General features: G+C 60.8%; 25 protein-coding genes. 15 read left to right on the top strand and 10 right to left on the bottom strand.

Annotated elements, in window-relative coordinates; genetic code table 11:
* Positions 1–4: 4 nt before the first annotated feature.
* The gene (locus FIV03_RS11890) at positions 5–769 is read right to left on the bottom strand and encodes a hypothetical protein (RefSeq protein WP_209009952.1); all 765 of its coding nucleotides are present in this window, start codon (positions 767–769) and stop codon (positions 5–7) included.
* Positions 770–861: 92 nt separating this feature from the next.
* Between FIV03_RS11890 and FIV03_RS11885 the strand changes: the two genes are divergently transcribed.
* From FIV03_RS11885 to FIV03_RS11865, 5 genes are all read left to right on the top strand, one after another.
* Complete coding sequence (locus tag FIV03_RS11885; RefSeq protein ID WP_023003109.1) at positions 862–1056, top strand: DUF6494 family protein; 195 nt, start codon at positions 862–864, stop codon at positions 1054–1056.
* Position 1057: 1 nt separating this feature from the next.
* Positions 1058–2167 (top strand): P-loop NTPase, encoded by a 1110-nt coding sequence (locus FIV03_RS11880; RefSeq protein ID WP_152509689.1) that lies wholly within the window; start codon positions 1058–1060, stop codon positions 2165–2167.
* Positions 2164–2865, top strand: a complete 702-nt coding sequence (locus FIV03_RS11875; RefSeq protein ID WP_152509688.1) for a biotin/lipoate--protein ligase family protein — start codon at positions 2164–2166, stop codon at positions 2863–2865. Before FIV03_RS11880 ends, FIV03_RS11875 begins: the two co-directional genes overlap by 4 nt.
* A 4-nt stretch (positions 2866–2869) precedes the next feature.
* Positions 2870–3346: a DUF6505 family protein gene (locus tag FIV03_RS11870; RefSeq protein WP_055656246.1), complete on the top strand. Its 477-nt coding sequence runs from the start codon at positions 2870–2872 to the stop codon at positions 3344–3346.
* Between the two features lie 186 nt (positions 3347–3532).
* Complete coding sequence (locus tag FIV03_RS11865) at positions 3533–5110, top strand: serine hydrolase (RefSeq protein ID WP_152509687.1); 1578 nt, start codon at positions 3533–3535, stop codon at positions 5108–5110.
* A gap of 22 nt (positions 5111–5132) precedes the next feature.
* Here the strand turns inward: FIV03_RS11865 and FIV03_RS11860 are convergent, their stop codons facing one another.
* Positions 5133–6011: a PhzF family phenazine biosynthesis protein gene (locus FIV03_RS11860; protein ID WP_152509686.1), complete on the bottom strand. Its 879-nt coding sequence runs from the start codon at positions 6009–6011 to the stop codon at positions 5133–5135.
* 232 nt (positions 6012–6243) lie between these two features.
* Between FIV03_RS11860 and FIV03_RS11855 the strand changes: the two genes are divergently transcribed.
* The gene (locus FIV03_RS11855; RefSeq protein ID WP_152509685.1) at positions 6244–6762 is read left to right on the top strand and encodes a hypothetical protein; all 519 of its coding nucleotides are present in this window, start codon (positions 6244–6246) and stop codon (positions 6760–6762) included.
* 94 nt (positions 6763–6856) lie between these two features.
* Here FIV03_RS11855 and FIV03_RS11850 read toward each other — a convergent pair whose 3' ends face one another.
* Positions 6857–7930, bottom strand: coding sequence for a dienelactone hydrolase (locus FIV03_RS11850; protein ID WP_152509684.1), 1074 nt, complete (start codon positions 7928–7930; stop codon positions 6857–6859).
* Between the two features lie 134 nt (positions 7931–8064).
* Between FIV03_RS11850 and FIV03_RS11845 the strand changes: the two genes are divergently transcribed.
* On the top strand, positions 8065–9102 hold the full coding sequence (locus FIV03_RS11845; protein WP_209009951.1) for an AraC family transcriptional regulator: 1038 nt from the start codon (positions 8065–8067) through the stop codon (positions 9100–9102).
* 274 nt (positions 9103–9376) lie between these two features.
* On the opposite strand, the gene FIV03_RS11840 is transcribed toward FIV03_RS11845, so the two are convergent.
* From FIV03_RS11840 to FIV03_RS11810, 7 genes are all read right to left on the bottom strand, one after another.
* Positions 9377–10540, bottom strand: a complete 1164-nt coding sequence (locus tag FIV03_RS11840) for an iron-containing alcohol dehydrogenase (RefSeq protein ID WP_023003100.1) — start codon at positions 10538–10540, stop codon at positions 9377–9379.
* Positions 10541–10850: 310 nt separating this feature from the next.
* The gene (locus FIV03_RS11835; protein ID WP_152509682.1) at positions 10851–12239 is read right to left on the bottom strand and encodes an aldehyde dehydrogenase family protein; all 1389 of its coding nucleotides are present in this window, start codon (positions 12237–12239) and stop codon (positions 10851–10853) included.
* 225 nt (positions 12240–12464) lie between these two features.
* On the bottom strand, positions 12465–13832 hold the full coding sequence (locus FIV03_RS11830) for a glutamine synthetase family protein (RefSeq protein ID WP_062487283.1): 1368 nt from the start codon (positions 13830–13832) through the stop codon (positions 12465–12467).
* A gap of 123 nt (positions 13833–13955) precedes the next feature.
* Positions 13956–15005: a TRAP transporter substrate-binding protein gene (locus FIV03_RS11825; RefSeq protein WP_023003097.1), complete on the bottom strand. Its 1050-nt coding sequence runs from the start codon at positions 15003–15005 to the stop codon at positions 13956–13958.
* A 118-nt stretch (positions 15006–15123) separates the two neighbouring features.
* Positions 15124–16464 (bottom strand): TRAP transporter large permease subunit, encoded by a 1341-nt coding sequence (locus tag FIV03_RS11820; RefSeq protein ID WP_152509681.1) that lies wholly within the window; start codon positions 16462–16464, stop codon positions 15124–15126.
* Positions 16464–17060 carry a TRAP transporter small permease subunit gene (locus FIV03_RS11815; protein ID WP_152509680.1) on the bottom strand — a complete coding sequence of 199 codons (597 nt, stop codon included), beginning with the start codon at positions 17058–17060 and terminating at the stop codon, positions 16464–16466. The genes FIV03_RS11820 and FIV03_RS11815 overlap by 1 nt, the downstream gene beginning before the upstream one ends.
* A complete protein-coding gene (locus FIV03_RS11810; protein ID WP_152511906.1) occupies positions 17053–17823 on the bottom strand; it encodes an N-formylglutamate amidohydrolase in 771 nt (256 codons plus the stop codon). The genes FIV03_RS11815 and FIV03_RS11810 overlap by 8 nt, the downstream gene beginning before the upstream one ends.
* A gap of 175 nt (positions 17824–17998) precedes the next feature.
* Between FIV03_RS11810 and FIV03_RS11805 the strand changes: the two genes are divergently transcribed.
* From FIV03_RS11805 to FIV03_RS11770, 8 genes are all read left to right on the top strand, one after another.
* Positions 17999–18868: a MurR/RpiR family transcriptional regulator gene (locus FIV03_RS11805; RefSeq protein ID WP_152509679.1), complete on the top strand. Its 870-nt coding sequence runs from the start codon at positions 17999–18001 to the stop codon at positions 18866–18868.
* Between the two features lie 225 nt (positions 18869–19093).
* On the top strand, positions 19094–19552 hold the full coding sequence (locus FIV03_RS11800) for an NUDIX domain-containing protein (protein WP_173013828.1): 459 nt from the start codon (positions 19094–19096) through the stop codon (positions 19550–19552).
* Complete coding sequence (locus tag FIV03_RS11795) at positions 19545–21179, top strand: phosphotransferase (RefSeq protein WP_152509677.1); 1635 nt, start codon at positions 19545–19547, stop codon at positions 21177–21179. Before FIV03_RS11800 ends, FIV03_RS11795 begins: the two co-directional genes overlap by 8 nt.
* Positions 21172–22062, top strand: coding sequence for a GAK system ATP-grasp enzyme (locus FIV03_RS11790; RefSeq protein ID WP_152509676.1), 891 nt, complete (start codon positions 21172–21174; stop codon positions 22060–22062). The genes FIV03_RS11795 and FIV03_RS11790 overlap by 8 nt, the downstream gene beginning before the upstream one ends.
* Positions 22059–23159, top strand: a complete 1101-nt coding sequence (locus tag FIV03_RS11785) for an HprK-related kinase B (RefSeq protein WP_152509675.1) — start codon at positions 22059–22061, stop codon at positions 23157–23159. Before FIV03_RS11790 ends, FIV03_RS11785 begins: the two co-directional genes overlap by 4 nt.
* Positions 23156–23857, top strand: a complete 702-nt coding sequence (locus FIV03_RS11780; protein ID WP_152509674.1) for a histidine phosphatase family protein — start codon at positions 23156–23158, stop codon at positions 23855–23857. The genes FIV03_RS11785 and FIV03_RS11780 overlap by 4 nt, the downstream gene beginning before the upstream one ends.
* 14 nt (positions 23858–23871) lie before the next feature.
* The gene (locus FIV03_RS11775; protein ID WP_209010554.1) at positions 23872–25236 is read left to right on the top strand and encodes a metallophosphoesterase family protein; all 1365 of its coding nucleotides are present in this window, start codon (positions 23872–23874) and stop codon (positions 25234–25236) included.
* A complete protein-coding gene (locus FIV03_RS11770) occupies positions 25233–25508 on the top strand; it encodes an amphi-Trp domain-containing protein (protein ID WP_152505618.1) in 276 nt (91 codons plus the stop codon). Before FIV03_RS11775 ends, FIV03_RS11770 begins: the two co-directional genes overlap by 4 nt.
* The last annotated feature ends 71 nt before the right edge of the window (positions 25509–25579 follow it).

The following is a 25579-nucleotide window of genomic DNA, read 5'->3' as shown; positions in this document are numbered from 1 at the left end:
AAGGTCACTGGTACTGTATGGGAGCTCCGAGGTCCGCCGGCGGAATGCGGGATACGAACGCAAGGATCGCTTTGAGTTCTTCAAGCGTCATCTGCACCGGTACGATCGGCGATGGCCTGCTTATGTCGAAGGGTTCGGTGACGCCGTCGATCACCGTGAAAGCGGGATGCGGATTGAGGGCAAAAAACGCCTCGAACCGCATTTGCCAGTCGGAGAAACTGCGCATCACCGCGAAGGAAGGCGATGAACCGATTGTCGTAAGGCGCGTCGCCTCGTTGACCATGTGGCACCGTCCGCAATGGAGAACGGCCAGTTCCTCGCCTCGGACCGCATCGCCGGACAGGACGACCGGACCATCGTCCTCCACCTGTTCGAGCGCTGCGGTGAACACCTGCTTGCCGTTTTCCTCGAAAGCATCAACCGTGCGCCTGCCGATGTCCCCGGTCAGCCAGTCCCGGAAGCGGATCGCGTGTTCGTTGGTTTCCTCATGGGTCATGAGGAACCAGGTCTTGCCAAGACCCGAGAACACGGCAACCCCGGAAGCGCCTTCCGAAAGACTGAGTTCGGAGGTTTCCGTGTCACCCACGATTTCGATGCGGATCCCGGTCTTGAGCGAAAAGCGCGGCAGCAGATACTGGAGGAAGCCGGTTTCCGCAATCGCGTTCGGCACGCCCATCCGGAAAGACCGCGATTGCGCGATCCCCGGTTTGTGGAACAGGATGCCGGCCGACAGGACAACGGCAACAAATATCAAGGCACGGCAGCCCACGCGCTCCTCCCTCACGTTGCTGGCCAGATCCGCTAGGGTAGGTTTCAATCGGGCGAGCCGTCAATGTGCGCCGCATTCAACAGGAGAATAAGATGAGCGAAGATTTCAACATGTCCATGCGCAAGTTCCTGAAGCAGGTCGGTGTGACCTCGCAGCAGGCCATCGAAAATGCGGTGCGCGAAGCAGGCCCGAATGCGGGAAAATCCTTCAAGGTGAAAGCTGTCGTGACGATCGAGGAACTCGGTCTCGAGCACGTGGTCACCGGCGAAATCGAGGGGCAGGACTAACGTGTCACTGACGCGCGAAACCGCCCTGTCGGTTCTGAAGACGATCAAGGATCCGGCCTCCGGCGAGGACATTGCCGCCTCGGGCATGATGCGGGCACTGCAGGTCAATGGCGGTACGGTCCGCTTCGTTCTGGAGATCGACCCGCGGCGCATGGCCGAGATGGAAGTTCTGAAACGCGAAGCGGAAACGAAGCTCGAAGCGCTGGAAGGCTGCGAAAGCGTTCAGGTGATCCTGACGTCCCATGCGGACCAGCCGGCCGCGCAGGCCACCAAACCCGCAGCGCCCAAACCGTCCGAACCGCAGCCGATCCGGGCGAAACCGGCGGCACCGGGCGCAACCGGGCCGCAGAAGGTGCCTGGCATCGACCGGGTGATCGCGGTTGCCTCGGGCAAGGGCGGCGTCGGCAAGTCGACCGTGGCTGCCAATCTTGCCTGTGCGCTGGCCGCCGAAGGTCGCAAGGTGGGTCTGCTGGATGCCGATGTCTACGGTCCGTCGCAGCCCAAGATGCTTGGCATCTCCGGGCGTCCGACCTCGCCGGATGGCCAGATGATCCTGCCGCTGCGCAACCACGGCGTCACCATGATGTCCATCGGCCTCATGACATCGGGCGACGAGGCAGTTGCCTGGCGCGGGCCGATGCTGATGGGTGCTCTGCAGCAGATGATGACCCAGGTGCAATGGGGGGCGCTCGATGCGCTGATCGTCGATTTGCCGCCCGGCACCGGCGATGTCCAGATGACACTTTGCCAGAAGTTCGCCGTCGACGGCGCCATCATCGTTTCGACACCGCAGGACGTTGCCCTGATCGATGCCCGCAAGGGCATCAGCATGTTTGAGCAGATGCAAGTTCCGCTTATCGGCATGATCGAGAACATGTCGACCCACATCTGCTCCAACTGCGGTCATGAGGAACATGTCTTCGGCCATGGCGGCGTTGCTGCGGAAGCGGAAAAGCTCGGGGTCCCCCTGTTGGCCGAGGTGCCGCTGCATCTCAACATCCGCCTTGCCGGCGATGGCGGCACGCCGATTTCGATCAAGACACCTGAAGCGCCGGAAGCTTCCGTGTTCCGTCAGCTCGCCCGAACCTTGATCGCGGAGGGCAACGCATGAGCGAAGTGCAGTTTCCGCCGCTGTTTCAGGGCGAGGCACTGACCGGACAGGCAGATCCCTTCGAACGTGCATTGGCGCTTGCCATCACCGGCACGGATCCCGGAACAGTCATCTATAACCTTGGCGGGGAACGCCTGCGGGCGGCTCTGATCTTTGCACCGGAAGTCCCGCTGGAGGAGGCCATGGCCATCCTGCCCGTGTGCGGTCTCGGTTTTCAGGCGGCCCTCGGCACGCTCGCCCCGCCGGAGGTGGCAGTCCACCTGGAATGGGATGGCCGGATTCGCGTCAACGGCGCGGTATGCGGGCGCATGCGCGTCAAGGCGTCGACGCAGGATCCCGAGGCAACCCCGGACTGGCTGATCCTCGGCCTGGAACTCAGCATGGCAAGCCGGAAATCGAACCCCGGCAAGGATCCTGACCGAACCTGGTTGTCCGAAGAAGGCTGCGGCGAGATTACCCCCGATCAGCTTCTGGAGTGCTGGGTGCGCCATAGCCTTTACTGGCTCAATCGCTGGCTGGACGACGGCCCGCGCCCCGTCCATTCCGACTGGCGCGGCCTTGTTCCGACGCTGGGTGAAACGGTGGAGGTTGACGGAACCTCCGGCACTTTCGTCGGTGTCGATGAAAATTTTGGTATGTTGCTGAGAACGGGTGAGGACACGACCTTGATCCCGCTTTCCAGCCGTCTTGAGGGATAACCGGATGAAACTCGCTCGTGCCATTCACCTGGATGACAGCGACCGCAACGTCTTCTTTTCCCCGGCTCGTACCGGCGAATGGTGCCTGTCCGGCGGCTTCGAGTTTTCCGACTGGACCGAAGCCGACCTGACCGGCAAGGCACGTCAGGCCTTTGCCAACGGCTGGCTGGGGCTGGAAACCTTCGGCAGAGCAACCTTCGTTGCCGTCACCCCGATTGAAGAGACCGAGCTTGCCACCCTCGCCGAGCGGCTTGCTCAACATTTTGTCGACATTTACGGCGCACCTTCCGTGGAGGCGGCGCTTGGTGTTGCCCGTCAGGAGCTGGCCTATATGGCGGAGCTTTGCGAGGAGCATCCGGAAAACACGCTGATCGCCGTTCAGCGTGACCTGACCGAAGACGGTGTGCGGGAAGCCTTCAGAACCATTGCCGCCCCGGAAGCGAAACTGGATATGGTCGCCGTCCACGGCGACATCGAATAGCACCCGGCCTGCCGGCCGGATGCCGTTCTGGTGCCGGCCACTTGCTTCTCTGATCAAGACACGGTTGCTTAACCAAGAAGTTTCAACAAACCCGCATTACACGTCGTTAAGTTGATCTCTCAGGTGCGTTTCGCGCATCATGCATATGCTTGTTTTGATTTCAGTATCTCCCCAAGGAATTTGCATATGCCCCGGCACACACTCTCCCGCCGTCTGTTTCTCGGCACTGCCACCGCAGCCCTGACGGCACTGCCGCTGCGTGGGTTTGCGCAGGAGCTTTCCCCTGCCCAGACACCAGGTGTTGAAGCCTCGCCCGAGCAGATTGCAAAGGCAGTCGCCGAGCTTGACGCAATCGTGGCCGATGTGATGACGCGCAGCAAAATCCCGGGACTGGCCGTTGCCGCTGTTCATCGCGGCGAAACCGTCTATTCCAAGGGCTTCGGCGTGCGCCGACTTGGTGGACCGGAAACCATCACACCGGACACAGTGTTTCAGCTTGCGTCCCTCTCCAAACCGGTGGGAGCGACCGTCGTTGCGAGCCAGGTCAGCAAGGGCGTCGTCGGTTGGGACAGCCGGATGCGCGAACTGTTGCCCTGGTTCGAATTGTCCGATCCCGACCGCACCGAAAAGCTGACTATAGGTGACCTCTACAGCCATCGCTCCGGTCTGCCGGACCACGCAGGCGACGATCTGGAAGACCTGGGTTACGACCGCAAGGAAATCCTGCAGAGGTTGAAGCTTCTGCCGCTGGCACCTTTCCGGATTTCCTATGCCTATACCAACTTCGGCTTGACCGCCGCCGCGGAGGCCGTTGCCCAGGCTGCCGGCACCGACTGGAGCAGCCTTTCGGAAGAAGCGCTTTACAGACCGCTCGGCATGACGTCGACCAGCTCACGCTTTGCCGACTACATGGCAGCAAGCAACCGCGCTATCCCACACAGCCGAGACGGCGACGGCTTTGCTCCGCTGTACCAGCGCAAACCCGACGCCCAGTCGCCGGCTGGTGGTGTCAGTTCGACCGTCAACGATCTGGCCATCTGGCTGAAGATGCTGCTTGCAGACGGCGCCCACGCGGGAACTCCCCTTATCGCACCCGAGGCGCTTCTGCCGGCCATCAGCCCGCAAAGCTTTTCGGATCGCCCCCACAGCCCCGATGCCAGGTCCGGCTTTTACGGTTACGGTTTCAATGTCGGCACTGATCCGTCCGGCCGTGTCCGGATCGGCCATTCCGGAGCGTTCCTGCTGGGCGCAGGCACCTGCTTTGCGATGATCCCCTCGCTCGACCTGGGCATAGTCGTCCTCACCAATGCAGCCCCTGTCGGAGCAGCCGAAGCCATCACGGCCTCCTTCACCGACCTGGCGCAGCTCGGCCACATCACCCGTGACTGGTACGGAGGTTATTCGAGCAGGTTCGAAGGCTTCTACACCAAACGTGGCAGCACTGTCGGTCAGGATCGCCCGGCAGATGCCGGCCCGACGCCTCCGCAAGACCTTCTCACCGGCACCTATTCCAACCCGTATTTCGGCAAGGTCGAGATCAAGGCAGACGGCGACAAGCTGGTGCTGATGGCAGGACCGAAACAGATCCCCTTCCCGCTGAAGCCCTGGAACGGGCCGGTAATGGTGTTCGATTTCGTCACCGAGAACGCGCCCGACGGATCCCGTTCGACGCTCGTCTTTGGCGATGTATCGTCCGGTCCGGCCAAGTCGCTCGAGATCGAACTCTTCAGCGAAACGGGACCAGCGCTGTTCGAACGGGTCTGACGTCACACCGGCGCGGCGGGTTTCACAGGTGAAACTCGCCCGTCAGCCGCAAGGCCGCATACCCACCGACAGAAACACCCGTGACTTCGCCGCCAGCCGTGTTCAGCACGGTTCTGACGATGCTTGGACGGCCCATCTCGAAGCCCTGTTCTGCGACCAGGACCGCCTGCCCGCCATTGCCCGGAAGAAGTTTTTGCGCCCGGAACAATTGGCAGGCCAGCGCACCGTTGGTGGTACCGCTCGCCGCCTCTTCCGGATCGCCGACACCGTGGCAGAGATCCCGCAGGCGTACCTTAGCCTTGCCCAGACCACGCCCTGTCCGGCACCAGATGCCCAACGTGTCGATCGACCGTGCCAGGCTGAAACGTCGCAGCCCGTCATCATCCGGACGAAGGGCTGCCAGAGCATCGGTATCTGCCACTTCGATGAAAACATGCCGAAGGGCTGTCGAGGACGCCGCAACGCTGAGAACACCAGCCGGCTCCATGCCGAGCAGTGGAGCTATCTCGTCCGCGGTTGCCTCGTTCAATCCGAACTTCGGCAAAGGCTGGTGCATGGTGATGGCACCGTCCGAGGCGACATCAACACCGATTTCCCCCGCGGGTGTTTCCTGAACATAACTTCCAGGCCCAATCCGCCCGTCGGCCAGCAACGCTGCAAAAATCGCAACGGTAACATGGCCGCACATATCCATTTCCGCCCGGGTCGAGTGAAAGCGGACCTCGATCCTCTTGTCGGACTTCTGGCGGACAAAACCCGTCGTCGGGGCACCGATATCCGCAGCGATCCGCTGACGCGCGTCCGGCCACAGCGGCGTATCCTCAAAAACAACGCCGCCGATGTTGCCGCCTCGCTCATCGGCAGCAAAAGCGGCATAGAGGCGGACGGGCAACTTATCCATTTCGGCATTCTCACATTGTCGGCGTTGCAAAGAGGGCGCATCCGATCATGCAAGAGGAGGTGTAGCAACAGTGCCGACGCGTTATCCAAAGATTGGAAACAGCCGCTGCGAGGCGTCAATTTTTCATCACGAATTCGTCACGCAAGGCCCTCGCCATTTTATTTCCATGTGATCGCATTCAGAGCCAAGTATCTGCCAGCAGAAGAGACAATCTCAGGAAAGTGATCCCGTCATGAATACAACTTCCAGCCAGGTCCAGACTGCCGGTACCCTGCCCGCCCTGAGTTTTCATACGCTCGGCCTGATGTTCATCTCGGGCTTCTTTGCGACCAACGCGTTCGACCTCTGGGGCCAGATCATCAGTCCGGCTTTGGGTTTCGCGACCCTTTCACCGCACGGCCTCGCCAAAAGCCTGCTTGGCAGCCTGGGTCTTCCGAACGGCGACTTCGGCGGATATTTCGTCCATTTCTACGCCGTCGGACTGATCGGCTACCCTGTCGGCTGGATGTTCATCTTCGCGCCGTTGTGGCAGCGCGTGGTCGGCAACACCCACTGGCTCCTGCCCTCGGCAATTTACGGTTTCGGTCTCTGGGTCTTCGCCATCGGCGGCATCACATCGGTCGCCGGCCTGCCCTTCTTCCTGAACTTCAGTGGCATCGTCTGGGTCGCCCTCGTTGGCCATGTTCTCTACGGCATCGTGCTTGTGGCAGTGCTGAAGCTGATCGAACGCAGCCAGGGCGCTTCCTCCTGACACCTTGAGACGACCGGCAGTCTCCCACGCCCGAAAGCGCGGGAGGCTGCAGTCCACATGTGAAGAAACCTCGATCGCGTCCCCGGCCAGGCCGTCAGTTTGCCGCCTTCAAGTCTGCCCGGAAAGCGTCGACAATCATCTCGGCCATCTGATCGTGCAGCTCGGCTCGAGACCTGCCGCCACCATCGGTGCACAGGCTGTCCGTTTCGCCGATGGATTTCATGAAGACGATCGCGTCTTCCTTGCACACGGGCAGGAAGCTGAAATGAACGGCATCCTCGATGTGAAGCAGATCGGCGTCTGGCGCAGCAGCGACCAGATGCGCAGAGCGCACACCGACATCGATCTGCCCTGCCACGCCAAGATTGAGGAAATGCAGCGGAATGCCGACACCCGCGAAGCTTTGCTCCTGAAAGGCAGCCGCCAGCGCCGGATCGACAGCGATAACAGACTTGAGCCGGGCATCATGGCTCTTTTGTTCGAAAAGAGCCTTGTCGACCGTCCGCAGATCAAACGGCTCGACCTTGATTTCCTCCCTGTCGACAAACGCCCTCCCGCCCATGAACCATTGGCAGTCCGGCATCTGCGGATTGGTGTCGCAATAGTCGACGTAAGCCTCCAGGCTTGCCATTGCACCCACGCTTTCCAGAACGGCAGCGCCGCCAAGGGAAAACCCAAGCGCCCCGATATTTCCCCGGTCGATTGACGCCGACCAATCCGGGTCGGCAAGCAACTCATCGATCACCGTGGCGAGATCGTCCGTTCGTTGCCAGAGCTTCGGCGTATCTTCCGGCGTGGAATCGCCGCTGGTGGTGCCGGGGTGATTTGCACCGGCGACGATGAAACCTTCGCCGGCAAGTTCGCTCGCAATCCAGGCCATCTTTTCGACTGATGCTCCCGACCCGTGCGAGAGCACGATCAGCGGATACGTCCCTTCCGCCCTTGCGGCATCGGCCAATGCTGGCGTGCCTTCGAAGATCCTGTCATCTCCGATCAACACCGTCTCCCCGCCCGGCTTGGCCGGGTACCAGACCAGAACAGTGAGATCCTCTCCTCTGGCTTTCGAACTTACCGAAATCTCGCGAACACCCACCGGCTCCTGGGCCCTGGCGGGAACAGCGGCGACGAGTGACAGAGCCAGCGGCACGAGAAGAGCTTGAATTTTCATGAGCAATCTTTCAGTCAGTGGAGCAACGGCCGAATACTTGGTAAGGCCGTCCTGGAAAGCGTCCTCTTTCGCGATTCAGTCACTCCGGATCGCGATAAAGGTCACCGTCACCACCCGTCCAAGGTTCATTGCCCGTGCTGTTCGTTCCCCTGCCCTTCGTCAACGCATTGCTTCTGGCGCTGGTCTTCGTCTTCCTGAAGCAAAGCAACGGAACAACCGCGACACGTGCCTTTCTGACATTGATTGCCCTGTGCTGCCTGCAATCCGTCATTCTGGGCCTGCGCTGGGGGTATGAGATCGAGGCGCTGCGCTTTGTGCTGCCGGTCCTGGCCGCGCTGCTGCCACCCCTTGCCTATGAGAGCTTTCGCGGTCTTGTCGACCAGTCCCGGCCAGGAATGTTCCGCCTCGCTGCGGCACCTCTTGCTGCGCTGGTCATTCTTGCCCTGGTACTCTTTGCACCAATCCTGGTGGACGGTGCACTGATCATTCTGTTTCTGGCCTACGCACTGGCCCTTGCCGGGATCGCTTGGCGCGGGCCCGACGGGCTTGGCCTTGCCCGTCTGGACAGCGCCACCTCAGCTCACCGTGCTCTCTGGCTGGCAGCTTTCTGCCTGTCCCTGTCAGCTGGGTTCGACATGGTGATCCTGTTCGATTTCGAGCGCTCGGGAGGCAGCCATGCGGCGCTTCTGGTGAGCAACGCCAATATCATCAGCCTTTTGTTGATCGGTCTCGCCGCGCTCACTGCGGGCCGGGCCCAGACGGAGACGAACAGCGAGCCGGAGCCTGCCCCCCAGAGCGCGACCTCCGAAGACGCCGAGATCCTTGCTCGGATCGATGCCCTGATGACGACGCAGCACCTTTATCGTGACGACACGCTCAACCTCACACGGCTTGCCCGCCGCGCGGGCCTTCCGGCCCGGCAGGTGTCGCAGGCCATCAACCGGGTGCGTGGCATGAATGTCTCGCGCTATGTGAACGATTTCAGGATCAAGGATGTCTGCACGCTGCTGCGCCAGGACGGCATCACGGTGACCGAGGCCATGTATCGCGCAGGTTTTTCGACCAAGTCGAATTTCAACCGCGAATTCCTGCGGGTGACCGGCATGACGCCGGATCAGTGGCGGAAGGCGGAGGGCCGCGATCTCGGTCAGAAAGACCGAAAGGCGCGCTGAGCGACAGCAGCGCACACACCACCAATCTCATCCTGGCCCGATCAAAGCGGCCTGAAGTGCAAAGGCTCAGAGTGCGTCATCCGCGACGCAGCGAAGCGAAGATCCGGGATCGGAGAGCCTCAAAGCTGCCCGCGAACAGTTCTGGTCCATCTACAAGCCCCGCGGCACCCCGGCCCCGGCTTGGCTACGCTTGGCCGAGATTGCGAAAGAGGGGCTGAAAAACAAAAAAGGCGCTCCGGATACCGGTGCGCCTTCGAGGTCAAGGGGCCTTGCTTCAGACGGTACCCTGCTGAGCCTTGTCGAAGATTTCCAATGCGCCTTCCTTGGTCAGCGGAACCGGGTTGCCGCCTGCGGTCGGGTCGACAATCGCCATTTCGGCAATCAGGTCGCGCTTGCTGTCATCGACATTGAGACCGGCCAGCGTGTGCGGTACGCCGAGGTCTTCACGCAGTTTCAGGATCGCATCGAGCACACCCTGATAACCGCCGGCGATGCCAAGGAAACCGGCAAGCCGCTCGAATTTCTGTTCGATGGCGGGTTTGTTGAACTGCAGCACGTAAGGCATGAAGACCGCGTTGGTCATGCCGTGGTGAGTGTCATAAAGCGCGCCGACCGGATGAGACAGCGAGTGGATCGCTCCGAGGCCCTTCTGGAAGGCAACGGCACCCATGGCGGCGGCGCTCATCAGGTGACCACGTGCTTCAAGATCGGACGCATCCGCGGCAACTTTCGGCAGGTTTTCAAACACCAGCCGCATGCCTTCAAGCGCGATGCCTTCGGACATCGGGTGATACATCGGTGCGGAATAGGCTTCCAGGCAATGTGCCAGAGCGTCCATACCGGTGCCGACGGTGATGAAGCGCGGCATGCCGACGGTCAGTTCCGGATCGCAGATCACGATGGCCGGCAGCATTTTCGGGTGGAAGATAACCTTCTTTGTGTGCGTCGCTTCGTTGGTGACAACACCCGCGCGACCAACTTCCGAGCCGGTTCCGGCAGTGGTCGGCACCGCGACGATCGGCGCAATGCCGGCCGGATCTGCACGGGTCCACCAGTCGCCGATATCTTCAAAGTCCCAGATCGGCCGGGTCTGGCCGGACATGAAGGCGATCAGCTTGCCTGCATCGAGGCCTGAACCACCACCAAAAGCGATGACACCATCATGGCCACCGGCCTTGTAGGCGGCGACACCGGCAGCAATGTTGCTGTCGACCGGATTCGGCTTGACGTCGGAAAAGACCGCAGCCTTTAGGCCGGCAGCTTCCAGGCTTGCAATCGCCTCTGCGACCATCGGCAGGCCGGCAAGGCCCGGATCGGTGACCAGCAGCGGATTGGCCATGCCGGTGGCCTTGACCGCATCGGGAAGTTCCTTGATGCGCCCGGCACCGAAGCGAACGGAGGTCGGATAGGACCAGTTGACGGAAGGAAGTGAGCTCATGGGTGTCTCGTTGTCTTGAAACTCGGGGTTCTGGTCGCTGCCACACCGACAAGGGAGGCAGTTACAAGTCTCGGCATTGCCTCTTGCACCCCACTCCCCCTTGCGGGGGAGATGTCAGCGAAGCTGACAGAGGGTGGGACTGGGCTCTGCGTATATTCCGGTGCCTAGTTTGCCGAGGGGGTGGCACCCCCCCCTCTGTCTCCTTGCGGAGACATCTCCCCCTCAAGGGGGGAGAGCGGAGCAAGCTCAATCACCCTGCCCGATTTGGGACTAGGAAACTGGGCTTGCTCGGTCGTTTGTCAGACCTGCCTCAATGCTCCAGACGGAAGTGGAACGACTTCGGCCGGGTCAGGTTGTGGAAGCCGATTTCGGAAAGAGCCGCGCCCTTGCCGGTGTCCTTGACGCCGGTCCAGACCAGGGCCGGGTCGAGATAGTCGCAGCGGTTCATGAACACGGTGCCGGTCTCGATCTTGTCGCCGATCTCGGCAGCGGCCTGAACGTCTTCGGTCCAGATCGATGCGGTGAGGCCATAGGGGCTGTCGTTCATGAACTGCAGCGCTTCCTCGTCGTCCTTCACCTTCATGATGCCGACGACCGGGCCGAAGCTTTCTTCGCGCATCACGGACATCTGGTGATTGACGTCGGTCAGCACCTGCGGCGCCAGGTAGGGCGTGCCTTCCTTGTCGGCTTCGAACTTGGAGGTATCGATGTGCGCCTTCGCGCCCTTGCGCAGGGCTTCTTCCGTCTGCTCGCGGATCCAGGCGGCAAAACGCGCCTGGGCCATCGGGCCGAGGGTGGTTGCCTCGTCCAGCGGATTTCCCAGCTTGTACTGGCTGGTCAGATCGACAAAACCTTCGACGAAGCGGTCGTAGAGGCTTTCATGCACATAGACGCGCTCGATGCCGCAGCAGCATTGGCCGGCGTTGTAGAATGCACCGTCGACCAGGTTCTCAACCGCATAGTTCAGGTCTGCGTCAGCCCGCACATATGCCGGGTCCTTGCCGCCCAGTTCCAGGCCAAGCGTCGCGAAGGTACCGGCCAGCGCCTTTTCGATGGCACGTCCGCCGCCGACGGAGCCTGTGAAGTTGACATGGTCGATCAGACCGGAACCGAGCAGTTTTTCCGTGCCCTGGTGGGTCAGGACGATGTTCTGGAAAACGCCCTTCGGCAGACCGGCAATCTCGAAGGCCTTGGCGAGGCGCTCACCGACCAGAAGGGTCTGCGCGGCATGCTTCAGCACGACCACATTGCCCGCCATCAGCGCCGGCATGATGGTATTGATCGCCGTCATGAACGGATAGTTCCACGGCGCGATCACCATGACGATGCCGAGCGGCACGCGGCGCAGGTAGCGCTTGAAGCCCGCCTTGTCGGTGCGCTCCACATCGGCCAGCGCTTCAGCAGCGATCTTCGCGCAATATTCGGTGCGCTCGATGGTGCCACCGAGTTCGCCACCGAAACGGATCGGCCGGCCCATCTGCCAGGCCAGTTCGGGCACGACTTCTTCGTTCATCGCCTTCAGCGCTTCCAGCGCCTTGAGGCAATAGGCAACGCGTTCGGCAACCGGCACGGCAGCCCAGCTTGCCTGTGCGGTCCGTGCGGTGGAAACAACCCGGTCGACCGCGGCGTCGTCCAGCGCCGTGCGTTCGGCATAGACCGAACCGTCGATGGGGGAAATCAGCTTGATGACATCTGACATTTTGAACCTCTCAGAACCGCCTCTACGGACGGTTTGTTGAAAGTGGTTGGCTCCGATTTCTTGTTTTTCAGCACCCGCCTCCCTCATCCTGAGGAAGCGCGTGAGCGCTGTCTCGAAGGATGGGCCGCTTGTCCGGTGTGCCGCCCATCCTTCGAGACGGACCTGGCGGTCCTCCTCAGGATGAGGGGTAACCAAGCAGCTTGCCTTCTAGTGCTTCATCGCCTCTTACGCCCGCTCGAAGCCGCGGGCAATCTCGTAATCGGTGACCACACGGTCGAACTCCTCCAGTTCCCATTCGGCGGCGCGGGAATAGTGGTCGATCACCTGGTCGGAGAACGCTTCGCGCAGGAATTTCGACTTGCGCAGGGTCTCGCGAGCCTCACGCAAGGTGTGCGGAATTTCCCTCGCCTTCTTGGCATCGTAGACGTCACCGGTGGTCGGTGCGTCGAGTTCCAGCTTCTCTTCCATGCCCTTGATGCCGGCAGCGATCTGAACCGCCAGTGCCAGATAGGGATTGAGGTCGGAACCGCCGATGCGGCACTCGACGCGAAGGCCCTTGGTGCCTTCGCCGCAGAGCCGGAAGCCGGCGGTGCGGTTGTCGACCGACCACACGGTCTTGGTCGGCGCGAAGGTGCCCTTCTGGAAGCGCTTGTAGCTGTTGATGTAGGGCGCCAGGAAATAGGTATAGTCCGGCGCATACTTGATGAGCCCGGCCATGTAGTGGCGCATGGTCTCGGACATGCCGTATTCGCCCTTGGCATCCACGAAGACGTTATTGCCGTCCTTGTCGAACAACGACTGGTGCACATGGGACGACGACCCGACGCGGGAATGATGCCACTTGGCAAGGAACGACGCGGAACGCCCTTTTGCCCAGGCAATTTCCTTCACCGCATGCTTGGCGATGGTGTGATATTCGGCCGTGTCGAGTGCCGGCGCATACTTGATGTTGAGCTCTTCCTGCCCGGCTTCGGCTTCACCCTTGGTGTTCTCGACCGGGATGCCGGCGGCATAGAGGTGATTGCGCACCGGGCGCATCACATCCTCTTCCTTGGTGGTCTGCAGGATGTGGTAATCTTCGTTGTAACCGGAAATCGGCTCCAGATCGCGGTAGCCGCCCTTGCGCATGTCCTCAAAGCTTTTCTCGAACAGGAAAAACTCCAGTTCGGTCGCCATGATCGGCGTCAGCCCAAGTTCCTCCAGACGCGCGACTTGCGATTTCAGCATGGCGCGCGGGGAATGCGGCACTTCCTTGTGGGTGTGGTGATCGAGGATATCGCACATCACCATGGCCGTGCCTTCCAGCCACGGCACCCGCCGCAGGGAGGAAAGATCCGGTTTCATGACATAGTCGCCGTACCCGCCGGACCAGCTCGTCGCCGCATAGCCTTCGACCGTGTACATCTCCAGGTCGGTTGCCAGCAGATAGTTGCAGCAATGGGTCTCGTGATAGGCACTGTCGACGAAATGCTGGGCGTGGAAACGCTTGCCCATCAGCCGTCCCTGCATGTCGACGATACAGGTCAGCACCGTGTCGATCTCGCCGGATGAGACGAGAGACTTCAGTGCATCAAAGGTCAGGTTGCCAGGCATTTTACGGTTGTTCCAGGTTGAGCGGTCGAGAATTGAATTCCGGAAATTCCCGGTCCGGAGGTATCGCTCCGGACCGGCAGATCTGACCGTGCCTTCCGATGGCCGGCACGGTCCGGGTTTCTATCAGGAATAGCGGTAAGGCCGGCCGGCCTTCTTCATGTCCTGATTGTACTTCTTGAAGATCTCCACGACCTTTGCCTTGGTCGGGGATTCAGCAGCGATCTCGTCCCAGAAGGCCATCGCAGCTTCTTCTACCGTTGCCCACTCGGCGTCCGGAATGGAGGTCAGCTCCATCTTGGTGCCGTTGACGCGCAGGTTGGCTTCGCCGCCCCAGTACCACCACTGGCGATAGTAGTGCGACGCATCCATGGCAAGCTGCAGCATGGTCTTCAGGTGATCGGGAAGCTCGTTCCAGCGCTCCTGGTTGGCGAAGAACGAACCAGCCCACGCACCCGAGATGTTGTTGGTCAGGAAGTAGTTGGTCACATCCGCCCAGCCGACGGTGTAATCCTCGGTGATGCCCGACCAGGCAATGCCGTCGAGTTCGCCGGTCTGAACGGCGACTTCGATGTCTTCCCACGGCAGGGTGACCGGCACGACGCCGAACTGGCTCATGAAACGGCCGGCTGTCGGGAAGGTGAAGACGCGCTTGCCTTCAAGATCCTTCAAAGAACGGATCGGGTCCTTGGTGGCAAAGTGGCACGGATCCCAGGAACCTGCGGAAATGTGCTTCACGCCAACCTTGGCGTATTCCTCTTCCCAGATTTCCTTCAGGCCGTACTGGTTGAACAGCACCGGCACGTCGAGGGAATAGCGGGAAGCGAACGGGAAGTAGCCGCCGAAGACGGTGACTTCGGTCGGGGACGCCATGCTGTCGTCGTCCGACTGAACGGCATCGATCGTGCCCTGCTGCATGGCGCGGAACAGTTCGCCCGTCGGCACCAACTGGTCGGCGGTGTAGAGCTCGATCACCATCTCGCCGTTGGCAGCCTTGTTGAAGGCATCGATATGCGGCTTGATCACGTGTTCGGCGAGCGCCGGACCGGCATAGGTCTGGAGGCGCCATTTGATCTGCGACTGGCCATGCACGGCCGGAGCCGCAAGGGTGGTCGCTCCGGCGGCGGCGGCAGTGCCGATACCGGCTTTTTTCAGAAACTCACGTCTGTTGGTCATCTCAAGTTCCCCTAAGTTTCACATTCAGCTAAAGCGGTGCGGCCGTTTTCCGGCTCTCGTAAGTCCGCGGTCCAACTCCGTTTTTCCTCCGGACGTTGTCTTCTTGTCCCGTTCCTCGCTACCTGCCGTAAACCAGATCCGGCAACCACAGGGCAATTTGCGGGAAAACCATGACGAGGACGAGCGCCAGGACCATCACTGCGACGAACGGCGTAATCGAGCCGTAGATGTCGCGCATGCTGATTTCCTTGGGCGCCATCGCCCGCATCAAAAACAGATTGTAGCCAAAGGGCGGTGTCATGTAGGCGATCTGCGTGGTGATCGTGTAGAGCACCCCGTACCAGATCAGAACTTCGCCCGCCGGCATACCCAGATCAAGGCTTGCCACCAGAGGCACGTAAAGCGGTGCCACGATGACCAGCATCGCCGTATCGTCCAGGAAGGTGCCCATCACCAGGAAGGACAGCTGCATCAGGATCAGGATCATCCACGGCGACAGGCCGAGCTGCTCGGTGAAGAGGCTCTCGATGGCCTTGACCGCGCCCAGACCGTCGAACACCGCGCCGAACCCGAGGGCGGCAAGGATGATCCACATGAACATGCACGAAATGCCGAGAGTGTTCTTCAGGCAAAGCTTCAGGATATCCCAGGTCATCCGGCGACGGACGATGGAAGCCACCAGGGCAGCCAGTGCACCGATGGCCGAGCTTTCCACCAGGCTGGTGTAGCCCTTGACGAAGGGCACCATCATTACGGCGAAGATGATGATCGGCAGCAGCCCCGCCAGAAGCAGATGGTACTTTTCGTCCTTGGAGGCTTCACGCTCTTCTTCGGTGAGCGCCGGGCCAAGTTCGGGCTGCACCTTGCAGCGGACCGCGATGTAGACGACGAACATGGCCGCCATCATCAGCCCCGGAACGACGCCCGCCAGCCAGAGCTGGCCGACAGGAGCGCGTGCGATCATCGCATAAAGCACCAGCACCACGGATGGCGGCACCAGAATGCCAAGCGACGACCCGGCCTGGATCACCCCCGTGACCATACGCTTGTCGTATTTTCGCTTCAGGAGTTCCGGCAGCGCGATGGTCGCACCGATGGCCATGCCGGCAACCGACAGGCCGTTCATGGCAGAGATCAGGACCATCAGCAGGATCGTGCCGATGGCCAGACCGCCGTTGATCGGGCCCATCCACACGTGGAACATCTTGTAGAGGTCGTCGGCGATCTTGGTTTCCGACAGCACGTAGCCCATGAAGATGAACATCGGCAGCGTCAGCAGCGGATACCACTTCATCAGCTTCATGGCTGCGGAGAACGGAATGTCGCCACCGCCAGTGCCCCAAAGGGCCAGAGCGGCGATTGCGGCAATGCCGCCGATGGCGCCGAAAACGCGCTGCCCCGTCAGGAGCATCAGCATCATCGACGAGAACATCAGGAGAGCGATCATCTCGTATGACATCAGAGCGTCTCTCCCTTGATCAGGGCGATATCCTTGATGAATTCCGAGATGGCCTGCAGCAGCATCAAAACAAATCCAATGATCATTACGAGTTTGACCGGCCAGAGATAGGGCCGCCAGGCCGTCGGGCTGCGCTCGATATAGCCGAGCTTTTCAGCCGCCGCGTCAGGACCACCGGTGATGAAGGAAACGAACAGGTCCCACCAGAAGCTGAGCGAGTCCTTGCCGAAATAGCCGAGGGAATAGGCTGTTGAATTCAGCGCGCCATAGAGCAGCACGCCGAGATAGAACATCAGCAGCAGCACCGTGAAGGCATCGAACCAGGCTTTCTTCTTGGCGCTCCACTCGGCATAGAACAGATCCATACGCACATTGGAGCCGAGCTGTATGGAATAGGGCCCGCCCAGAATGTAATAGGCAACCATCGCGAACTGGGCGACTTCCAGTGTCCAGAGCGATGGATTGAAGAATGTCTTGGAGATCGACGACCACAGAAGGATCGCCGCCATGACGAAGACCCCCCACATGATTATCTTGCCGAGGCCCCGATTGAAGCCGTCGACGATGCAGATATAGACGCGGGCCGCCTTAAGCATGGGCTTCTCCCTGCGTCTGCCCGCCAACGGCTTGCGCGGCGTGCTCCAGCAGGGGCGCCAGAAGATCGCTCCACTGCGCTTCTTCTGCCGAGGTCTTCACTTCGTCGTTGCGGATTTCAATCATCAGGCAAGGCAGCTTGCGATCTTCGCCGTGCCGACGGATGGTATAATAGACACCATCGGACGGAGCATACGGCTCGTTGTCTCCAACGGTCAGACCACCCTTGGCCTTCAGGCCCTCCAGGACCGGATCCGCAAGACGCCGGTCCTTGTCGTAGATGAGGCCGATTTCCCAGGGACGGGACTGGCCCTTGTAGACCGGCGTGAACGAATGGATGGAGACCACCGCCGTCGGCAGTCCGCGGTCGAGCCGCTGGTTGATCACCTTGTCGATGGCCTTGTGAAACGGCCGGTGCGCCAGGTTAAGACGGAACGCCTTTTCATCGGCCGACAGATTGCGGTTGCCCGCGATCTGGGTGGTTTCGCTGAGACAGGGGATCAGGTCGGCCCGGCTTTCCTCGCGATTGCAGTCAATGATCAGGCGCGAGACAGTGGTATGGACCAGCGGCGCATCAAGGCTCTTGGCCAGCCCCCTGGCAACGCCGAGCGCTCCCGGGTCCCACGCGATATGCGCAATCTTGTCCGCATCGGTAATACCGAGCGATGTATCGTAGGGAGGCGGAAAGAAGTTGGAGGCGTGATCGCAGACAAAAACGAAAGGCCCCGCTCCCTCCGCATTTTCAACGGCGACAGCCCGAGTCATTCCTCCGGTCTGGGGATTCGAACCCATTCCCTACTCCCTGAAAGATCGGCCCTGCATTTTGTAATGTTTATTACAGGATTGCCGACTTAACTAACTTCTGTAATATTTGATACGCAGATTACAGCGGCTGTCAAATGAAATTCAGTGCCGCGGACCGTCATAAAGGCCGACGCCCATGGAACGTCCTCTTCTGGAAGATATTCGCGACCGTCTGGACGAATTCACCGCCACGGAAAAGAAGGCGGCGCATGCATTGTTGGCCAATTACCCGATGCAGGGACTGGGCACCGTCGCCCAGTTTGCAGAGGCCGCGGGGGTCAGTTCCCCCACCATCCTGCGCTTCGTCGGCCGCCTGGGCTTTCCCGGCTTCGCCGAGTTTCAGCGGAAGCTGCGCGGCGAACTGGAAAGCCAGCTGAATTCGCCACTCGCCCGCAGTGCCAACATGGAAGACGACCCGGTCGGCGACCCCCATGTCAACCAGCTTCTGGAAAACGTGCGCGAGACCTTTGCCCATCTGCCGAAGGGTGAACTGACCGGCCTCGTCAAGTTGCTGTCGGACGAGCGCAAGCATGTGCACCTGATCGGGGGTCGCTTTACCGACGGTCTTGCCCGCTATATGGCGGCGCATTTGCGGATCGTGCGGGCCAACGTCAATCACGTCGCCGGCCAGCAGGGCAACTGGCTGGACCAGCTCATCGGCATCGGTTCGAAGGACGTCGTCGTCGTTTTCGATATCCGGCGCTACCAGGCTGAAATCATCCAGTTTGCCGAAGCCGCCGCCCGTCAGGGTGCCACAGTGGCCCTTGTCACCGATAGCTGGATGTCACCGGTCGGCCGCATCGCCACGTTTGTTCTGCCTGCCCGCGTCGCGGTCCCTTCCCCATGGGACTCGTCGCTGGCGCTCATGGCGATTGCCGAAGTGCTCATCACCGGCGTCACCCGCGAGAACCAGAAGCGTGCTCAGGAGCGCATGCGCGCACTGGAGAAATTGCGCAACGACATCGACCCCTCGACAGAAGGCCGCGCCATGGGGCCGGATATCTGAGCGGGCCGCATATCTGAGCGGGCTGGAACCACTCGAAACCGTGAACAGTCGAAGATCGGTTCGCTCGCGGTGAGCGACTCACCTATACTCGCCCCATCACGGCCCTGCTGAAAGCCGAAGCGGGCCCCTGACAGAAGCTGCGCCAGCCGGTCTGGCAGGTCCCGAACCGGCAGGCCTGAACAGGGAGCGAGATCCATCGCAAGTGACGCGCCCCTTAAAGGTGCCGTGTTTCGGCCCGTCATCCGCTCAACACCAAGAGCCTTTATCCGCCGGGGTGACCGGCTGCTGGTGCAAGACAAGCGACACCCCGTCAAAGGCCGCTACTTCACTCTGCCCGGCGGCAAGCAGGACCCGGGCGAAACGCTTGAAGCCTGTCTGAAGCGCGAATGCGTGGAAGAAATCGGTGCCGCAATCACCGTGTCGCACCTGATGCATGTGGCGGAAGTTCATCGGCGCAAACAGGCCGCAAGAGAATATCAGCACCAGCTCGATTTCATTTTCGCCTGCAGCGTTGCCGAAGATTACGAACCGGTATTGGGACCACACCCGGACCCCCATCAGGTCGGGACACGCTGGATAGGTTTCGACGAAGCTCAACAGCTACGTCCGCTTTATGTCACAAAACTGTTTTCACTTGGCTGTACGCGGGAGCCCGAAGTCTATCTCGGACCCCATAATGATTAATGCTCCAAAGACCATTCGGGAAAATCTCCGTTTTCTGTGCGCGGAAATCGATGGTCAGCTCATACAACTTGAAGCCTTCTTCAAGGAACCGACGGCCGCGACGGCACGCCGGATCATGGACCGTGCCGGATACGCCCATAACCTGAAGAGCCGGATCCTTGCGGCCTGTGTCCAGCAGATGGCCGGAGCGAGAAAGAACGATCGCAAGCATCTTACCCTGCGCAGCCTGGAGTTTGTCGCCACCGATCTTCAGCGCATCGCCAACCTGGTGCGCCAATCCTTGCGTCATGCAGAGCGCATCGAGACCTTTGTCACGCTTGAGCCTGAACGTTATCCCGCGATCGTCAGTCGTGTCCGGCAAGGCGTTGCCCGCATCGAGGACGCCCTTCTCAGCAGGGACAGTGAAAAGGCGATAGAGATCGGCCAGCTCCAGAACAAGATCGAGGCTGACTACCGCAAGCTCTTCAAGGCCTACACGCGCGACATGCGCAACCCGGACCGGTTGCCGGCCGACATTGCCAACAGCCTGCTGGTCGCCAGCGAATTCCAGCGCATGGGCGAATCCCTGCGGGCCATAAGCGAAGCGCTGATTTCCGCCAACATCGGACAGGCAGTCAATTTCGAACGCTATTTCGCCCTGCAAAGCCTGATGTCGGACCTGGACACGGCCAGCGACGATGTCACCATCGAAACGATTGCCGAAACCAGGTCGGGAAGCTCCATCTCCGCCATCAAGGACAAGAAGACCGAAACAGTTACGGCCGTCTTCAAGGATGGCGACAAGAGCAAGGTCAAGGAAGAGCGCCAGGGGGTGAAAAGCTGGCATTCCATCTATCCGGGCCTTGCCCCGAAAATCCTGTCCTACCGCAAACGCGACCAGTCGGCAGCGCTTCTGATCGAACATTTGCCCGGACTGACCTTCGAGCACATCGTCCTGAACGAAGGCGACGCCCTGCGCAACCAGGCACTTGCCAGTCTTTCCCGCACCCTGAAAGACGTCTGGAAACAGACGCGGACCGCAGAACCGGCGGATCTCGGCAGCATGCAGCAGCTTGGCAAACGCCTTGGAGACGTCCGCAGGGTTCACCCGGAATTCAAGGAAACCGGTATCCATTTCGCGGGAGAGACCCTACCCTCGCTCGACGCCCTGATCACCGAGGCAGCCGACCGCGAGGCAAGGGTAACCGCTCCCTTTTCCGTCTATATCCACGGCGACTTCAACGTCGACAATATCATCTATGACCCGGGCGAGAACCGGATCCACTTCGTCGACCTGCATCGCTCCCGCTACATGGACTACGTTCAGGACGTGTCCGTGTTCATGGTCTCGAACTACCGGCTTCAGGTACTCGACAGGGAAACACGCAGGCGGATCAGCGATGTCTCTCTCGCATTCTACAAATCCGTAAGAACCTTCGCCCGCAAGCAGGGTGACGACACGTTCGAATATCGGCTTGCCCTTGGCCTTGCCCGGTCCTTTGCCACGTCGACGCGGTTCATTCTGGACAAATCCCATGCCCGGCGCATGTGGCTGCGTGCCCGTTACCTGATCGAACAGGCCCTTGCCTGCCCGCCCGGCGCCGAGGCCCGGTTCCGCCTGCAAATGAAGGAGATCTTCGTTGACTGACCTCAGGATCGGCGTTGTCGGCATACCCGGCAAATGGTCGACGGAAGTTCTGGCGGACGCCCTGGAAGCACAAACAGGTTTTCGCTGCGCGGTCGACATGGCCGACGTCGTTCTGGATCTGGAAGCCAGGGCGCTGATGGCTGGGCAGACCGATCTTTGCAGCCTCGACGGCATCGTGGTCAAGAAGATCAGCCAGACCTACAGCCCCGCGACACTGGACCGCCTGGAGATGTTGCGCCTTGCCGAGGCCAGCGGCACCAAGGTCTTTTCCAGCACAAGATCCATTCTCGGCCTGGTCAACCGGCTGAGCTGCACCGTGACGCTGGCCAATGCAGGCATTCCCATGCCAGCCACCTGCGTGAGCGAAAGCGAAGACGAAGCCCTGGCCGCCGTCCTGCGGTTCGGCAGTGCGGTGTTCAAGCCCCTGTTTTCGACGAAAGCCCGCGGCATGACGCTGATGGATGCCGCCGAGGGCGAAACAGCCCTCCGGCACAAGATTGCCGCGTTCAAGGCCGACAATCCGGTGATGTACCTGCAGAAGAAGGTCAATCTTTCCGGCAGGGACCTCGGCATGGTTTTCCTCGGCGGGTCCTATCTCGGCACCTATGCCCGCGTTGCCCAGACAAACAGCTGGAACACGACCATCCTTCACGGCGGCAAATACGAACCGTTCGAACCGGATGCCGACCTGGTCGAACTGGCGCGCCGCGCGCAGGAACCGTTCGATCTCGACTTCACCACGGTGGATGTTGGCCTGACGGACAGCGGACCGGTCGTGTTCGAGGTCTCGGCCTTTGGTGGTTTCAAGGGAGCTCTGGAAGGCGCCGGCATCGACGCTGCCAAGCTTTACGCCAACTATGCAATTGAAAAGGTGCGCGGATGACCGGCATAACCGTCCAGGACGTTGTCGACGCTCTTTCCCCGGCTCGGGAAACGCGAAACTGCGATCCGGTGTGCCTCACGGTCGGCGGGCATGTGGTCGAGGTGAGATGCACCTCTTCGGCACTTCTGGCCGAATTGCTGCGCTATTTCCAGCATGTGATTTCCGCGCCGAGCGAACCGGACAGGATCGTCCATGTGCTCGGATCCATGGAACTGCCCTTTGACCCGGAGTACACCGACTGGGAGCGGGAAACGGGAAAGTCCGGCCGCAAGGATGCGGTCTGCGACCTTGAAAACGGGCGCCTGATCCTGAAGGTCCGCACGGGTCTGCAGTTCCTGCAATCCCCCGACTGGGCCATCGCCTTTGGCCCTACGGACGATCACCCCAACCAGGTGATCAACTTCATCAACACCCAGTTTCTCAATCACTTCCAGCGGCAGGGCTGGGTCGCCTGTCATGCAGCGGCTGTCCGCACCCCCAACAGGGGGCTTGCGATATCGGGCCTTTCCGGCGGCGGCAAATCCACCTCGATGTTGCGCCTGATGGAACTCACCGGCACGCAGTATGTCACCAACGACCGCCTTCTCGTGCGCAATGCCGGCAACAGTACCGATGCGCTCGGCATTCCGAAACTGCCGCGCATCAACCCGGGCACCATCGTCACCAACGCGCGGCTGACTGGTCTTATCGACGAGGAGCGCGAAGAGGAACTGCGCAACCTGGAACCGGACGAGCTCTGGCACCTGGAAGAAAAATACGACCTCTTCATCGATGACATCTATGGCCCCGGGCGCATTTCCCACGATGCGCGCCTGACAGATTTCTGGGTGTTGAACTGGTCCCGCGACAGCGCCGACGCGACCGAAGTAAGCAAGACGGCTCTGAAGGACCGGCCGGATCTTCTGTCGGCGATCATGAAGAACCCCGGCCCGTTCTACCAGACACCGCAAGGCCCGTTCTGGCCGATGAAAACACCGCTCGACACAGAGGCCTACCTGGGGGCGCTCGAAGGTGTTCAGGTGTGGGAAGTGAAGGGACTGATCGATTTCGACGCTCTGTTTGAAGCCGGTGCAGAGCTTCTGGGACAAACGCCATGACAGACCGCTTCGCCATCCTGGTGCGTCATGGCGCTTACAATCAAAAACCGGACACGCCGAGTGCCCTGCAGCCCTATGGCCTGACCGATGCAGGCAAGGTGCAGGCACAGGAGCTAGGCGCCGAGATTGCAGACATCGCGCGGCAGGAAGGCTTCCGGCTGGCACCGGAAATCTTGTGCTCACGCCAGCTCAGAGCCTGGCAGACGGCAGCGCTTCTTGGCCAATCGCTTGGTCAAGTCCTCGGATCGGACTTCACGATCACCGAGGATGAAGCTCTTGCCGAACGCAGTGTCGGTGCCCTTGCCAACCTGACCTTGCGGGAAATCGAGCAGGTGATAGCAGACGATCCACGCACCGCCCCGTTGCCGGGAGACTGGAAGTCGAACAGCCACCACAGACTGCCGGTCCAGGGCGCTGAGAGCCTGATGGAAGCCGGACAGCGGGTGGCTGCGTTCCTGGATCAGAAGATGACAGATCTGGAAGACGAGGCAGGACCCGGTGCCCGGATCTTCGTCGGCCACGGTGCTTCCATGCGACATGCCGCCCATTGCCTGGGTGTGCTGACGTTTGATCAGATCCGCCAGCTCAGCATGCACCACGCGCGCGCCGTCGTCCTGAAACTGGAGAGGGACGGCACCTGGGTGCATCACCGGGGCGACTGGAAACTGCGTCAGCCACTTGAAACCGCAACGGATTGAACCGGATTGCTGCCATGATGACCCATCTGCCACTGACCCCGCTTCTGCCGCCGATGGACCAGGCGGAAGCCATTGATCTCGGCCTGCCCGAAAGCTGTGTCCCCTGGCCACTGGCGCCCATCGGGACTCTGCCCCTCGGCCAGTTCACCACCGAAAGCACCCTTCCCGGTGTTGTCGGCAGCCTTGCCCGGGCAAATGCTCTTGGCCCCTGGGACTGGCCGGAAAAGCCGGTAATCTTCATTTCCGACCTGCATGCGGATGCAGAAAGCCTGTTGAGATCCCTGACGGCGGCACGGGCAATCCAGCGCAATGGAGATGGTCTGAGCGACTTTCACCTGACGCCCTTCGGGCGAAGCTGCCAGTTCATCATCGGCGGCGATTGCCTGGACAAGGGCCCCAGCAATCTGGACCTTCTCGACAGCCTCAGCGCGCTGCTGAAAACCGGCGCCGATGTCGTCATCCTCGCCGGCAACCACGACCTGCGGTTTTACCTCGGTCTCGAAGCCCTGACGGTCAAGCGCAGCTCGCTCAACGCCCATATGTTCGTTCGCATGGGCAAGAAGGTGATGCCGCTCTTGAAGGAAGTACACGAGCGGTATGTCGGCGGCGCGGCCGACCTTGCCTTGCTGCCCGACGAGGAAACCTGCCTGTCGCTGTTGGTTCCGGGAAAGAAGTGGACCAGACAGTTTCCGAAGGCAGCCTCACGCTATCTGAGTGACGCGGCCATCCGCAAGGAAATGCAGCGGCTTAAGAAGAAGGCGGACAAGTTCGCGGAACACGCCGCCGAAGTCGGCCTTTCCATTCGTCAGCTGTATGCTGCCGCACTCAAATGCCGGGAACTTTTCGTTGAACCCGGCGGACGCTACGCCTGGTTCTTTCAAAGCCTCAAGGCCGTGCACCAGAGCGGCTCGTTGCTGTTCGTGCATGCCGGTATCGATGATCACATGGCTGCCCAGATCTCGGCAAAAGGTGTGGCCCACGTCAATCGCCGTTTCCGGAAGGAAAGCCGGAAGGACCCATTCGTGTTCTACTCCGGCACCATCGCCAATCTGATGCGCACGAAATACCGGGATGTGGACCATCCCCTGACCGAAACCGGCGTAGACGATCTCCATCTTGCCGGCATCAGGATGCTGGTACAGGGGCACGTCAACAGGCACAGCGGACAGGAGCTGACGTCCAAGCACGGCCTCTTGCATCTGGAAGCGGACATCACGCTCGACCGGCATTCCAGAAGCTCCGAAGGACTTGAAGGCATCGGCACAGGTGCCACGATCATCTGCCCGGATGGCAACATCGTTGGCATCAGCCGGGATTATCCCCACGCCAAGCTGTTCAATCCGGCACACATTCTCCAGCAACACGGTTTGTCGTCATGATGGAACGCAAGGGCCGTTTCCGGCACCAGTCCCTGCAGGACAGGAAATCGATCCAAAAACTGCTCGACGCGGTCAAGCGTGGCATTGCCAAGGGCGAGCTGCAATTCGGTGATGACACCGGCGAGATTACCCTGCACCCGAAAGGTCTGCTGGCCATCAGGGTGACAGCCACCACCGAAGACGACCAGTCCCGCCTGGACCTGCGCATCACATGGGCCAACGACGGCCAGGACAAGAAGGACAATGGCAAGCTGAAGGTAAAGGGCGGGTAGGTTCGACAACGAGCCGCAATGCCCTCCGTCATTCCGGACAAGGAAGGCGCAGCCACCCGCAGATCCGGAAT

Origin of the sequence: Labrenzia sp. THAF187b (assembly GCF_009363375.1) — a bacterium.
Taxonomy (GTDB): domain Bacteria; phylum Pseudomonadota; class Alphaproteobacteria; order Rhizobiales; family Stappiaceae; genus Roseibium; species Roseibium algicola.
This window is presented reverse-complemented; position numbering and strand designations above follow the sequence as displayed.

Bases quoted from the DNA above. Each gene is read 5' to 3' on its own strand.
- FIV03_RS11815 (WP_152509680.1), bottom strand. From the start codon at position 17,060: ATGCTTAAGGCGGCCCGCGTCTATATCTGCATCGTCGACGGCTTCAAT.
- FIV03_RS11820 (WP_152509681.1), bottom strand. From the start codon at position 16,464: ATGTCATACGAGATGATCGCTCTCCTGATGTTCTCGTCGATGATGCTG.
- FIV03_RS11840 (WP_023003100.1), bottom strand. From the start codon at position 10,540: ATGAGCTCACTTCCTTCCGTCAACTGGTCCTATCCGACCTCCGTTCGC.
- FIV03_RS11850 (WP_152509684.1), bottom strand. From the start codon at position 7,930: ATGAAAATTCAAGCTCTTCTCGTGCCGCTGGCTCTGTCACTCGTCGCC.
- FIV03_RS11830 (WP_062487283.1), bottom strand. From the start codon at position 13,832: ATGCCTGGCAACCTGACCTTTGATGCACTGAAGTCTCTCGTCTCATCC.
- FIV03_RS11810 (WP_152511906.1), bottom strand. From the start codon at position 17,823: ATGACTCGGGCTGTCGCCGTTGAAAATGCGGAGGGAGCGGGGCCTTTC.
- FIV03_RS11875 (WP_152509688.1), top strand. From the start codon at position 2,164: ATGAGCGAAGTGCAGTTTCCGCCGCTGTTTCAGGGCGAGGCACTGACC.
- FIV03_RS11885 (WP_023003109.1), top strand. From the start codon at position 862: ATGAGCGAAGATTTCAACATGTCCATGCGCAAGTTCCTGAAGCAGGTC.
- FIV03_RS11825 (WP_023003097.1), bottom strand. From the start codon at position 15,005: ATGACCAACAGACGTGAGTTTCTGAAAAAAGCCGGTATCGGCACTGCC.
- FIV03_RS11780 (WP_152509674.1), top strand. From the start codon at position 23,156: ATGACAGACCGCTTCGCCATCCTGGTGCGTCATGGCGCTTACAATCAA.
- FIV03_RS11865 (WP_152509687.1), top strand. From the start codon at position 3,533: ATGCCCCGGCACACACTCTCCCGCCGTCTGTTTCTCGGCACTGCCACC.
- FIV03_RS11785 (WP_152509675.1), top strand. From the start codon at position 22,059: ATGACCGGCATAACCGTCCAGGACGTTGTCGACGCTCTTTCCCCGGCT.
- FIV03_RS11860 (WP_152509686.1), bottom strand. From the start codon at position 6,011: ATGGATAAGTTGCCCGTCCGCCTCTATGCCGCTTTTGCTGCCGATGAG.
- FIV03_RS11835 (WP_152509682.1), bottom strand. From the start codon at position 12,239: ATGTCAGATGTCATCAAGCTGATTTCCCCCATCGACGGTTCGGTCTAT.
- FIV03_RS11775 (WP_209010554.1), top strand. From the start codon at position 23,872: ATGATGACCCATCTGCCACTGACCCCGCTTCTGCCGCCGATGGACCAG.
- FIV03_RS11795 (WP_152509677.1), top strand. From the start codon at position 19,545: ATGATTAATGCTCCAAAGACCATTCGGGAAAATCTCCGTTTTCTGTGC.
- FIV03_RS11805 (WP_152509679.1), top strand. From the start codon at position 17,999: ATGGAACGTCCTCTTCTGGAAGATATTCGCGACCGTCTGGACGAATTC.
- FIV03_RS11855 (WP_152509685.1), top strand. From the start codon at position 6,244: ATGAATACAACTTCCAGCCAGGTCCAGACTGCCGGTACCCTGCCCGCC.
- FIV03_RS11870 (WP_055656246.1), top strand. From the start codon at position 2,870: ATGAAACTCGCTCGTGCCATTCACCTGGATGACAGCGACCGCAACGTC.
- FIV03_RS11770 (WP_152505618.1), top strand. From the start codon at position 25,233: ATGATGGAACGCAAGGGCCGTTTCCGGCACCAGTCCCTGCAGGACAGG.